The sequence below is a fragment of the Microcystis sp. BLCC-F209 genome (assembly GCF_041928595.1).
Lineage (GTDB): Bacteria > Cyanobacteriota > Cyanobacteriia > Cyanobacteriales > Microcystaceae > Microcystis.
The window spans coordinates 19,874-32,342 of the sequence record NZ_JBHFLL010000030.1 but is presented as its reverse complement, the minus strand read 5'-3'; the positions used below and the strand labels follow the sequence as shown (position 1 = coordinate 32,342).

The following is a 12,469-nucleotide window of genomic DNA, read 5'->3' as shown; positions in this document are numbered from 1 at the left end:
CCAGCTTTGGTGGGTAAAATGTATTCTAAGATACATTTCTCAAGAGCGAGGGGGTGGAACGAACCACAAAGACACAAAGGACACAAAGATCGATCGATCCTATGTCAATTAAACTTATCACACAGAACCTAGAAGAGCCCTGCTTTCTGACTCCTATCTCCTGAATACTGTCTCCTGTCTCCTGAATACTGTCTCCTGAATCCTGACGACCGACTCCTAACCCCACCAACAAACTTTTTGCCGCAAACCCTAACTTAAACGATCAAGAGTGCGATACTGAATTGCTTCGGCAACGTGGGAACTTTTCAGCATTTCACTATCTCCTAAATCGGCAATGGTGCGGGCAACTTTGAGAATGCGATCCATTGCTCGGGCCGATAAACCCAATTTTCGGATTGCCCCTTCTAAAATATGGCGACTGCTATGATCAAGAGCGCAAAAACGCCGCAAATGCTCGGAATTCATCTCCGCATTAGAGCGAATCCCCGTATTCTGAAAGCGATCGCTGGCCTTTTGTCGGGCCCCTTCTACCCGTTGCCGCACCTGCTCAGAAGCTTCTCCCCGACTCTCTTGGGTCATTTCTTCTGGTTTCAGGCGATTTACCGTCACTTGTAGGTCAATACGGTCTAAAAGCGGTCCCGATAATTTCGCCCAATACTGTTCCCGTTGTCGCGGTGAACAGCTGCAGGGTTGCACCGAATCACCGTAATAACCACAGGGACAGGGATTGGTACTGGCCACCAAGGTAAAACGGGCCGGAAAAGCGACGGAAAGACGAGTGCGAGAAATGCTCACATAACCATCCTCTAGGGGTTGTCGGAGATATTCCAAGACACTGCGCTTAAATTCCGTTAATTCGTCCAAAAATAAAATACCACGGTGGGAAAGGGAGATTTCCCCCGGTCGGGGATAAGTGCCACCTCCCACCAGCGCCGCTCCGGAAGCGGAGTGATGGGGACTGCGAAAAGGACGCTCGCGCACCAGAGAACCTCGATCTTTCAGTAATCCAGCGACGGAATGAATCTGGGAGACTTCTAGGGATTCGGCAAAGGTAAGCTGGGGCAGAATTCCGGGTAAACGTCGCGCTAACATGGTTTTACCGCTACCCGGTGGCCCGACAAAAATTAGGTTATGACCTCCAGCTGCGGCAATTTCCAGGGCCCGACGGCCAATTGCTTGACCTTTAACATCCTTGAGATCGGGAAGATTTACCCGCGATCGCCCAAATTCTTCGGCAGCGTTAAAAGTCATCGGTGAATAGCGATCGGGTTCATTTAAGAAATTTACCACTTCCGATAGATGACGAAACCCATACACTTGTACGCCTTTGACCACGGCTGCTTCTTTGGCATTATCGGCGGGAACCACTAAACCCTTGATCCCCATTTTTTCGGCGGCGGCAGCAATCGGTAAAACCCCCGCCACGGGACGCAAACTACCATCGAGGGATAATTCACCTAAAAAGAGAAAATCCCCCAATAAATCGGCTTCTACCTGTTCGGAAGCCCCTAAAATGCCGATACTAATCGGTAAATCATAAATCGGCCCCTCTTTGCGGATATCGGCGGGACTTAAATTGATGACAATTTTGCGGATGGGAAAGGCAAATCCGGCATTTTTTAGGGAAGCTTTTACCCTTTCTTTCGACTCCTGCACGGCGGTATCGGGTAAACCCACCACGGCAATTCCGGGTAATCCCCCCGATACATCCACCTCTACCCCGATTTTAATGGCATCGATGCCGATAATTGCCGCACTCCAAACCCTTGCTAACATTTTGGCTCAAGTAAAAATAAAGTGAGTTCTTAGGAAAATGAAACAGGATGTTAGGCTAGTTTTCCGCATAAAAATGATTTTATCTGGGAATTTAACCTGAAAATCAGCCTATTTCTGGGGATAACCTAACCAGAAAAGCTGAGAGCTTAATGGTATAGTTAAAAAAAAAGCAATTTGTCTATGAGCGAGACTATTTTTAGCAAAATTATCCGGAAAGAAATTCCTGCCTCGATCGTCTATGAAGATGATCTGGTTCTCGCTTTTCGAGATGTTAATCCCCAAGCACCCACCCATATCCTCATTATCCCCAAAAAACCGATTCCGAAACTAGAGGAAGCCAGCGAAAGCGATCGAGATTTATTGGGACATTTGTTACTAACTGTTAAAAAAGTGGCCGCCGAAGCTAAATTAAGTCAAGGTTATCGAGTAGTGATCAATAATGGGGAACATGGAGGTCAAACCGTCGATCATCTTCATGTCCATCTTTTAGGCGATCGCCCAATGACCTGGCCTCCGGGTTAAACTCCTGTTATTTTCCCCCATTTTTGGGGAATTTTAGAGCTAGAAGCGTTCTTTTCCGAGTCAGTCTTCTCGATTTAGTTATTTTTTGCTTCTGTTGAACCCATGAATAGGTCTATTTCTGCGATCGCATTGTCCAGCACCCTGCTGTTATTTCCCTTCACCCCTACGACTCTCGCTCAATCGGAATGCTTTCTCCAAAGAGCAGATGGACAACACATAGATCTTAGCCGTCTCTGTGGCGGTTCATCCAGAAATAGGAAAAATTCCCCGCAAGTTTATCAGCTACCGATTCAACGCCGGGTTAACGGCATTCCCACGGTGATGGTAGTTTTTAATAACCGTCACTATTATGAAATGCTTTTTGATACGGGAGCTAGTGGTATCGTCCTCACCGATGCCATGGCGAAAGCGATGAAAGTCAAACGGGAAAAGGAAGTACTCGCTCATACCGCCGGCGGTGTCGTTACTGTGTATCTTGGTCGCATTAATTCTGTTAAAGTGGGCGAGGTGGCTTTATCTAATCAGATTGTTGGTATTTCTCCCCAAATGGAAGGGTTAGGACTCTTGGGACAAACTTTTTTTGGTTCCTATGATGTCACGATCAAAAAAGATGTGATTGAATTACGTTATCGTTCATAGTCTCATGGGAAAAATTATCGCTTTTCTGACTCTAATCTAAAGTTCCTCTCTGTATTTGTTCCCGTTCGATCGCTTCAAATAAAGCCCGGAAGTTGCCTTCTCCAAAACCTCTAGCGGCATGACGTCGCTCGATTAATTCAAAAAAGAAAGTCGGCTGGGAAAAAATTGGTTTAGTGAAAATTTGCAGTAAAGTCGGCTTTTCTGGGAGGGAATGACTATTTTGTTCAAAATCGATGAGAATTTCCTGTTTTTTAATTTCTAACCATTCCCAATCAGCAATATTAAAATCTGTTTTTTGATAGCTAATTTGCTGATAATAACTGTTGGGAACTGATAAAAATTCTACTTTTCTTTCTTTTAATTTTTGAGTTAATCTTAAAATATTTTCTGTTTTTAAAGCAATGTGTTGAATGCCAGATTTTTGATTAATATCTAAAAATTCTTGTATTTGAGAACTGTTACTATCTGGCTCATTAATCGGTAATTTTAATTCAGTTTTCGGGTAAACAAGTACCTGAGAATAAAGACCAGAACGCTCCGTTTTAATAGTAAAAGTTTGCCTTTTTTTAAAGCCTAAATTTTCCTCATACCAATTGGCTGTTAACTCTAAATTCCCTTGAAAAACATTTAAAACTAAGTGATCAATTGCCAGAATATCCTGATTATATTGTTGCTGACTATCGTATTGAATCAGATGAGGATCGGCTAAAATTGGCGTGATTCCCTGCCTTTCAATTAACGTATGTTTGAGATCAGCAATGCTAGAGATTTGACAGCTTTTTATCTTACCCCTAGCCAAAACAGTTTCCTCAATAAAAATATCCTGTTTAATTCTCCTAGCTAAAGTGTCTAAATCCTCCACTTGAAAAGCTACATCCGCCACCCCTTCAGGATATTTACCTAAAAATTCCGCCACGGGACTAAGGGAATTTAAGGGAGAAGATAAGATAAAAATAATCTGTTTAGTTTTATCTTTTTGGATGCCATTGCCGACTATTTCCGTGTGTGTGTGGAGATTAACTAAACTTGCGATCGCCTGAAAATCCATCACCCGCACAAACCAATCTCGCCATTTTTTGGACGATTCTACATAAAAATGAATATGATCAACAAACATAGATAAAGTCAAAAAAAGGTTTTTTTCAGTGAGCAGTAAACATTGAAAATAAAACTCCGAACTTGCCACTTAATGCTATTGACTGACAACTCAAATCTGAACACTGATAACTGATAACTGATAACTGATAACTGACTCCTGACTCCTGACTCCTGACTCCTGAGGATTAAAAAAAGAGATGACTATCGGGTTGAATATTAATTTCCATGGGGACGGCTTGGGGTTCAGCATTCATGGCAAAATAGATAGCATCGGCGGCGGTTTGAGCGGTTAACATTTTAGTGCGATCAACTTTTAAACTCACCTGATCCCAAAAAGGAGTATCGACACCACCAAAATAGAATAAAGTCATTTTAATACCATAGCGTTTTAACTCATCGGCCAAACATTTACTAAAACCGACCACCCCGTATTTAGAAGCACAATAAGCGGCAGCCATAGCCATAGAATGCTTACCTAAAATTCCCACCACATTACAGATATGACCGGCCTTATTTTCCTTCATCACATTAGCGGCAGCCTGACAGGTATAAAAACTCCCCTTCAGATTGAGGTCGAGCATTTTATCTAAATCTTCCGGCGTGATTTTATTATATTGTTTCATCACACCGGCTCCGGCCGCATTAACCAACACATCCAACCGGCCGTAATGGGAGACAATTTTTGCCATCAAAGTTTCCACCTGAGTGGGATTGGTGATATCCGTCGGCACAATTAAAGAAGGACAAGGCAACTCACCAGCTAAATTAGATAAATTATCGGCATTTCTCGCCACTAATACGAGTTTATGACCATTAACAGCTAGTTTACGCGCTAAAGTGGCACCGATCCCCCCCGTAGCACCGACAATCAGAACAACTTTTTCGCTCATAATTATTGATAATTCTTTACAAATCTTATTGTAAACTGTTCCGACTGGAAAATCATCGCTAGTCCCAACCCCTTGATTAAGGGTTAACCAACTTCTGATAGGATAAACCGTGACAATGTAAAGAAATTTTTATGACTGTACTGACCGAAGGAATCGCGCCCCACGGTGGGCAATTAATTAATCGTATTGCTACCGCTGCCGAAAAAGCCGAATTTCTGGCCCTAGCTGAAAAACTACCGCGAGTTTCCCTAGATGAACGAGCGCTCTCGGATTTAGTTATGATTGCTATTGGTGGTTTCAGTCCCCTCAAAGGCTTTATGGAACAGGACGACTACGAAAAAGTCGTCGATGATATGCGTCTAATCAATGGTTTACCCTGGGCAATTCCCGTGACTCTTTCCGTTAGGGAAGAAGTGGCGGATCCTCTCAAAGAAGGCAACTGGATTCGTTTAGATGACAGCGAAGGCAACTTTGTCGGAGTCCTAGAACTAACCCAAAAATACCGTTATAATAAGGCACACGAAGCAGTTAACGTCTATCGTACCGACGATCATAAACACCCCGGTGTAAAAGTCCTCTACGAACAGGGAGAAATTAACCTCGCAGGTCCAATTTGGTTACTTCAGCGCGATCCTCATCCCCAGTTTCCCAAATATCAGATCGATCCTCTGCAATCGCGCAAAATGTTCCACGAAAAAGCTTGGAAAACGATTGTCGGTTTCCAAACCCGTAATCCCATCCACCGGGCCCACGAATATATTCAAAAATGCGCCCTAGAAGTGGTAGATGGTTTATTCTTGCATCCCCTTGTCGGCGCTACCAAAAGCGATGATGTGCCGGCCGATGTGCGGATGCGTTGCTATGAGATCATGATGGATAAATACTTTCCCCAAGATCGCGTTATTCTAGCTATCAACCCCTCAGCTATGCGTTACGCTGGCCCCCGGGAAGCAATTTTCCACGCTATTATCCGTAAAAACTACGGTTGTACCCATTTTATCGTCGGTCGTGACCATGCCGGAGTCGGCGACTACTACGGAACCTACGATGCCCAGTATATCTTTGATGAGTTCGAGCCGGGGGAATTGGGAATCGTGCCGATGAAGTTTGAACACGCTTTCTACTGTACCCGCACTTCGGGAATGGCAACCACCAAAACTAGCCCCAGTTTACCGGAAGAAAGAATCCACCTTTCGGGAACGAAAGTCCGGGAACTGCTGCGCAAAGGAGAATTACCACCTCCGGAATTCTCCCGTCCAGAAGTGGCTGCCGAATTAATCCGGGCTATGCAGGGATCATGAACATAACTAGGCGAGAATTTGTCCAGCAGACAGGTTGGGGGTTGCTGACTTTGGCGATTAGTCAAGGGACCCTTAACCGTCATTTGGCCGCTCTCGCCGCCCCTAATCCCCGAAAATTGGCTCTTTTAGTCGGTATTGACCAGTATGGGGCGAATATTCCGCCGCTGCATGGCTGTCTTACCGATGTGGAGTTACAAAAAGACCTTCTCCGTTATCGTTTTGGCTTTCAGGATGCTGATATAGTGACTTTAACGGGACAACAAGCCAGTCGAGAAGCGATCGAATCGGCTTTTTTAGAACACCTGATCGCCCAAGCCAGGTTGGGGGATGTGGTCATTTTTCACTTTAGTGGTTATGGCAGTCTTGGGGACAGAAAAGAAGTTTTTATTACTGCTGATGGGGCAGAAAATGCTTTACTTAAGGAAAATATCCTGCTGATGGCTCGCTGTCTAGCTACGGATAAGTTTAGCTTGGTTTTTGATAGTAGTCATCTCCCCCAACCTCAGCCCTATCTCGGTAATCTCCGCATTCGTTCCTATTCTAGAACCATTACTGATCTTAACCCCGCCGAATTAACTTTCGCTGCCGATATTAAAACCCGTTTTAACCTCAAAAATAAGCCTAGTAACGGCGTTATTCTCGCTGCCGCTAAACCAGAGCAAATCGCCCTGGAATTGAGCGGTAATAGCCCCAATGCCGGCTTATTCACCTATGATCTCACTCAGTATCTCTGGCAAGTTTCCCCCAGTCCGACAATTGCGATCGCTTTTCCCCATCTCCGTCATCTCGTCGCTAGTCACAGCAGTCAACAACAGCAACCGGCAATCCTGACCAATAATCAAAATAATTCTGCGCCGCCATATCATATACAGCCAGAAAAGTCAAGGGGGGGAGCGGCAATTGTTACAAATCTTATTGATGAACGCACCCTAGAAGTCAATCTGGTCGGCCTGCCCTTAGAAATCCTAGAAAATTACGGGATTAACTCCTGTTTGAGCTTTATTGAGGCGACTGGGCAGGAAATCAGCCTAAAAATTCTCTCCCGTCAGGGTTTAAAAGCCAAAGCCCAGTTATTATCAGCAACCGCCTCCCTAGAAATAGGACAGATTCTAGAGGAAAAATTGCGGGTTTTTCCCAGTCAAATCGGCTTAATCGTCGGTTTGGATAGTAACTTAACCCGGATTGAACGGGTAGATGCCACCAGTACCTTTGCCAGTTTGCCCGATGTGGCCGCCGTGGTTAACATTGGTGAACAAACGGTAGATTGTCTCTTAAGTCGAGTTGGTAGCGAAGAAACTGGCAATTATCAACTATTATCTCCCAATGGCTCCCTAATTATCGGTAGTTTAGGGGCGGCCAACGAAGCAATTAAATCGGGAATCAAACGACTGCAATCGCAACTAGAAACCCTGCTGGCCTGCAAATTGTGGCACTTGTTGATCAATCAAGAATCCTCCGGTTTAGCCGTCATCGTCACCCTGGAAAGCCTCGATCAAACCTATATCTCCACGCTACAAACCCAAAAAATCGCGGGTAGCAGGGGGAATAATACCGCTAAAAATGACTTAATTCTGCCCGTCGGTACGGAAATTCGCTATCAAATCGAGAATCAAGAAGAACAACCCCTCTACGCACTGATCCTTGTCCTCGACAGCGATCGCCAACCGCTTTTATACTGTTCCCGTCCGGAAAACCCAGATAATTTCAGCAATTCCAGCCCATTAGCCCCCTTTGTCGTGGCGGCCAAAACCAAGGCCACCATCCCCAATTCCGGCCAAGGGCATTGGAAAATTAGTCAACCCAAGGGTATCAGAGAGAATATACTGATCCTCAGTCGCCATCCTTTCCCGAACACCTTGACCCTTCTCAATGCCACTCAAAGCCTCAAGGGAGAAGCCAGCCCACTGCTCACCCTGACTAACCCCCTAGAAATAGCCAGAGCTTTCTGGAGCGATCTAAAATTAGATTTAGGTCTAAAAATGGATAATTCTGGCAGTGTCATTGATGAATACGCCTTTGATCTGGGAACTTGGTCAGGTTTCCGGTTTATCTATCAGGTTATGGACTAAATCGATAGAATAATTCTTATGGAATCCTTGAAAAGAAAAGGTTAAAATCCTAACACAGCTACCCCTAAATTTCCCGATGAATCTTCTGCCCCGGACCACCCAAAGCCGCCTCAAAAAAATCCCACAAATTCCCAGCGTTTGGGAAGGAGATCGTCGTGCTTTATCCTTATCCGAGAGAATGCCCCGGGCCACCCTAGAACCAAATCAAGAAAGCGGTGGCGAGTGCGTGATCTGGGTGGATGGTAGCGAGGGCTGTGTACGCGCTATGGAAGTAGTTTCCCCCGAAACCGGACCAGAGGCCATGGTGAGAACCTTAATCCGCGCCATCGAAACGCCGCAAAATCCCGCCCGGCCAGCGAGACCGAAAAAAATTATCGTCCGTGATCGAGAAACACAGTTTTTTCTGCGCGGGGTACTACAAGATCTCGATATCACCATCGATTATGTCCCCAGTTTGCCCCTGATCGATGATCTCTTTCGTGGGTTCGAGGAATTCCAAAATAACCGCCCCCCGGCAATTCCCCCCACTTGGCAGTCCGCTTTAGTGAAAACCGCTCACGAAATTTGGAAAGCTGAACCCTGGTCCTGTTTAGCTGATTACGATATTTTGCAAATTAAGCTCGATCGCCCCGATTTCCCGAATCTTTACGCCTGTGTCATGGGAATGCTCGGTCGGGAATACGGAGTCATTCTCTATCGTTCCCTGGAATCCCTCAAACAATTCCGGCAGGCCGCTTTAGAAGAAAAATCGATGGAAAGACTAGAAAAAGCCTTTCTTTCCCAAGATTGCTGGTTTTTAAGCTACGAATTGGCCGATGATGACGAGGACGATGATGAGGATGACTACGATCTGGCCTCGGTCGCCCCTTCCCAAATCCATCCAGTTTTCGGCAGTGTGCATCCCTACGAAGGTATTCGCCCCTATTTGGATGAAGAAGAAGCAATCACGGTATATTTAGCTTTAATGGCTCTGTTGCGCTTTTTTAAAGGCAATCAATCCGCTTTATCCGAAGAACCGATCGGAGAATTACAGCGTCGTTTTCGCATTCCCCTCGATCCCGAACAGGCAAAAGGGGAAACTGTGGCGGTGACGGTGGCCACGATGCCCGATCTATGTGCGGAATTTATGCAACTCTTAGAGGAGGACGACGACGATGAGGATGATGATGAGGATGATGATGAGGAAGAATCCGTACTCAAGGAGAATCTCGTCCCTGATAATGCACATCTGAGTCTGGGAATGGTTCCCTGGCAATTATTGGATAAAATTCGCAATCGGCCGAAAATCCATTATCAACCCCAATCCGTACCGACAAAAGGAGAGGGTTTCCCCGTGGTGATGATCCAGACCTCCCGACCGAAAGCCAAGGAACTGATCGAAAAAATCCAACAAGCTGGCGGTTTGGAGGCCATTGGTTTTAACCCCGGCGAAGATCCCCTCGAAGATACCCGTTATGATCTCGGCATTCTGAAAATGGCTAATGGTGATCTCTATCTGTTTGGGGAATTCGAGCAAGATGATCCCGACCACCGTAATGCTCGCCGCAATTGGCAAAAACGCATCAAAAATACCGAGGGTTATTGTGGTTTGATTGTTGCCATGGGGGTAACTGGTTCCTCCTGCGGTAATCCCCAATTAAACGATATGTTAGCCCTCTACGAGGCAAAATCGATCGATAGTAAAGATTTAGACTTGGGAGTTTTAACTCTTATGCCTCACTTTGGTTAATTTGAACCGGCAGCGACGGAGCTTTTTTCAGTGAACAGTGACCAGTAATCAGTTTGTTTAGCCAATTCATTGACATACTCCCACCGTCAAGCTGCGCTATGAAGTGTAGAAATATACCCATGACGAATCGATTTTTACCGCCGCGCATGGGCAGAAATTCCCTTAACGGGTAAGTCAACTTTGATCAGTCGTTTAGGGTAGGTCATCATGGTTAAAATTCTACAATCTCGTTAAAAAATCCCACTCATTAAACCAAGTCGAGCGATCAACAAGATTGAGTAATGAAATAAAATCTTGCTCAATATTGAACTCTATATTATGAGGGCTGATCACCTGATTGATAATTGCTTGAACGTCATCTTTTTTGGCATACTTGTAAAAATCCCGTGTATTCAAAATTTGATTGAAATAGTTGCGATAAGCAGTTGATAATTGAACATCATTTTCTGGAATTGACCTATCATTTGTACCCAACATATCATCACTCTTAAGCTTATCCCGAATAGAGCGGCATTGATAGATGATTTGTTCAAATGCCTCATCATCATTGAGTAATTGCTGTAATTTGGGATTCATATAGTTCAGATAGGCTTGTTTAAGACCTTGAGCAAGACTTCCGGCATCCACTGAAATCGAATTTTGCTGGTGACTTAACCACAGAAAAAGTAACCTACCTAATTTATCAAAATCTGTAAATAAAATAGATTCAAACGTATATGCACTTGGGATATAAGTTGGCAAATTAAACCGATTATTTAAATTATTTATAATTAGATTTTTATGGTCGTCATTTAAGAAATCTCTATCAAAAATCAATACAGATTTTTGCCATAAATTCTGCTGATTTTTAATTAACTGAAAAATCTTTTTATAACTAGGTAAATCCTTAAAAATTTGAGAGACTCCACCCATCACCCAGAAAGAATATTTTTTTGTATTTATACCAATAGTATTCTTTTGTAATAACGTATAAATTGCTTTTGCATCATCCTGACCTTCGACAAAAATGATTTTATCCGCTTCAACGGCATTAATAAAATCTAAACCATTACTATTCTCTAAAGAACTAATAATAGGATTTAGCGCAGAGGGATAAATTCCTTTAAAGCGTGGCTCTACGGGAAGTTCTTGTCGAGATAAAGCATTATAATTATATTGAGGTCTATTTTCCAGATGAAATAATTGATGTAAAGAAACCTGTCGAATTAAACTTTCATTATGAGTTGTTAAAAAAATTTGTGTTGTCTCAGAGAATCTAAGCAGTGTATTGATTAGCCGACTCTGTATGTCACGATGAATATGACTATCAGGCTCATCAAAAAGAATCAAATTGAGATCATTTCTTTGCCCAAAAGAATATAAATTTAATAAAATTACAATAATCTGTATTGTCCCACTTCCCAGTAAAGAAATATCTTTTTCTATATCACGATTATCAATTTTGTAATTAATAATAACTTTGACATCATCCCGAAAATCACTAGAAGTAAAAAAGCTAACCTCTGCACTAGGGCTATCAAAGAGAATATACGACAAATCGCGCTTAAATCTCTCATACAATTGAGGATCTGCTTGATCACTATGAAGAGTGTATAGACGATTACGAATGACTTCAACCGATTCTCGCTTTTGAATTGCTTCTAGTACCTGCGGAGTAGTTAAAAATCTTTCGTCTGCTCTAATCGTTGCAACAGGAGAAGCAAAAGAACAGCCAATTGCTTTAGGAAAATTATGAAATAGTTGGTTAAACTGAAAAAAATCAAAATCTTGACGATTTAAAAATTCTAGCTTGTAGCTGTTGCCATGGGAATTTGTAATTGAAAAACCAATCTTTAATAATGGGTTTGGTCTTTGCTCAGAATATATGTCTTGAAAGATAAAAATTAATTCAATTTTTTGACTTTTATCGCACTGATAAAATAAGTCATCAATATTAGAACTACGAACCGTTTTTACATCTGTGTAAAGTAAATACTGAGTATCTTTAAAAACATAATGCCCCGCTCGATAACGTTCAGGTTTAGCACGAATTGCTTGGTATAACAAGAAGTTAAAACACTCATGCCAAAGAGCGATCGCCTCTAGCAAATTGGTTTTTCCTGAATTATTAACCCCAGTAAAGACATTAAAATCAGGATCTAAATCTACGGTAACATCTTGAAAAGACTTAAAATTTTTAATCTGAATTTTGCTGATCTTCATTCCCGTTCATCCTGCCGTAGAATTGCCTCTAGTCCAAGCTGATAATGTTCAATGCTTGTAACAGGTTGCCGTCCTAGCGTAACCGCATCTCGAATGACATAAACTTCCGACATCATCCCACAGTTAAACACCACATAGAGCCAATAGTCCCGCTTTAATCGTTCGGCTGTTTTATACTTATCTCTGATGCTAACACAATTGGGAAGTAGGTTAGCCCAATTAAATCTAATTAGGGAGCAGTCT

At 43.2% G+C, this 12,469-nt stretch carries 10 protein-coding genes; 5 read left to right on the top strand and 5 right to left on the bottom strand.

The window, feature by feature from the left end:
- Positions 1–249: 249 nt before the first annotated feature.
- Positions 250–1,725: a YifB family Mg chelatase-like AAA ATPase gene (locus ACE1AQ_RS02335; protein ID WP_369751920.1), complete on the bottom strand. Its 1,476-nt coding sequence runs from the start codon at positions 1,723–1,725 to the stop codon at positions 250–252.
- A 231-nt stretch (positions 1,726–1,956) separates the two neighbouring features.
- Between ACE1AQ_RS02335 and ACE1AQ_RS02330 the strand changes: the two genes are divergently transcribed.
- Together ACE1AQ_RS02330 and ACE1AQ_RS02325 are read left to right on the top strand one after the other, a co-directional pair.
- Entirely contained in the window at positions 1,957–2,298 is a 342-nt protein-coding gene (locus ACE1AQ_RS02330; protein WP_110543122.1) for a histidine triad nucleotide-binding protein, read from the top strand.
- Between the two features lie 102 nt (positions 2,299–2,400).
- Entirely contained in the window at positions 2,401–2,937 is a 537-nt protein-coding gene (locus ACE1AQ_RS02325; protein ID WP_008206095.1) for a TIGR02281 family clan AA aspartic protease, read from the top strand.
- A gap of 31 nt (positions 2,938–2,968) precedes the next feature.
- Here the strand turns inward: ACE1AQ_RS02325 and hppD are convergent, their stop codons facing one another.
- Both hppD and ACE1AQ_RS02315 read right to left on the bottom strand, forming a co-directional pair.
- Positions 2,969–4,054 carry a 4-hydroxyphenylpyruvate dioxygenase gene (hppD, locus tag ACE1AQ_RS02320; protein WP_110543120.1) on the bottom strand — a complete coding sequence of 362 codons (1,086 nt, stop codon included), beginning with the start codon at positions 4,052–4,054 and terminating at the stop codon, positions 2,969–2,971.
- Between the two features lie 166 nt (positions 4,055–4,220).
- A complete protein-coding gene (locus ACE1AQ_RS02315; RefSeq protein WP_002803710.1) occupies positions 4,221–4,925 on the bottom strand; it encodes an SDR family oxidoreductase in 705 nt (234 codons plus the stop codon).
- A gap of 131 nt (positions 4,926–5,056) precedes the next feature.
- Between ACE1AQ_RS02315 and sat the strand changes: the two genes are divergently transcribed.
- The 3 genes from sat to ACE1AQ_RS02300 all read left to right on the top strand — a co-directional run bounded on the left by sat (position 5,057) and on the right by ACE1AQ_RS02300 (position 10,024).
- Positions 5,057–6,226, top strand: a complete 1,170-nt coding sequence (sat, locus tag ACE1AQ_RS02310) for a sulfate adenylyltransferase (RefSeq protein ID WP_110543118.1) — start codon at positions 5,057–5,059, stop codon at positions 6,224–6,226.
- Entirely contained in the window at positions 6,223–8,295 is a 2,073-nt protein-coding gene (locus ACE1AQ_RS02305; protein ID WP_110543116.1) for a caspase family protein, read from the top strand. The genes sat and ACE1AQ_RS02305 overlap by 4 nt, the downstream gene beginning before the upstream one ends.
- Before the next feature lie 76 nt (positions 8,296–8,371).
- The gene (locus ACE1AQ_RS02300; RefSeq protein WP_110543113.1) at positions 8,372–10,024 is read left to right on the top strand and encodes a DUF6930 domain-containing protein; all 1,653 of its coding nucleotides are present in this window, start codon (positions 8,372–8,374) and stop codon (positions 10,022–10,024) included.
- A gap of 219 nt (positions 10,025–10,243) precedes the next feature.
- On the opposite strand, the gene ACE1AQ_RS02295 is transcribed toward ACE1AQ_RS02300, so the two are convergent.
- Together ACE1AQ_RS02295 and ACE1AQ_RS02290 are read right to left on the bottom strand one after the other, a co-directional pair.
- Positions 10,244–12,226, bottom strand: coding sequence for an ATP-dependent endonuclease (locus ACE1AQ_RS02295; RefSeq protein WP_110543111.1), 1,983 nt, complete (start codon positions 12,224–12,226; stop codon positions 10,244–10,246).
- Positions 12,223–12,360 carry a hypothetical protein gene (locus ACE1AQ_RS02290; protein ID WP_172969286.1) on the bottom strand — a complete coding sequence of 46 codons (138 nt, stop codon included), beginning with the start codon at positions 12,358–12,360 and terminating at the stop codon, positions 12,223–12,225. Before ACE1AQ_RS02290 ends, ACE1AQ_RS02295 begins: the two co-directional genes overlap by 4 nt.
- Between the last annotated feature and the right edge of the window lie 109 nt (positions 12,361–12,469).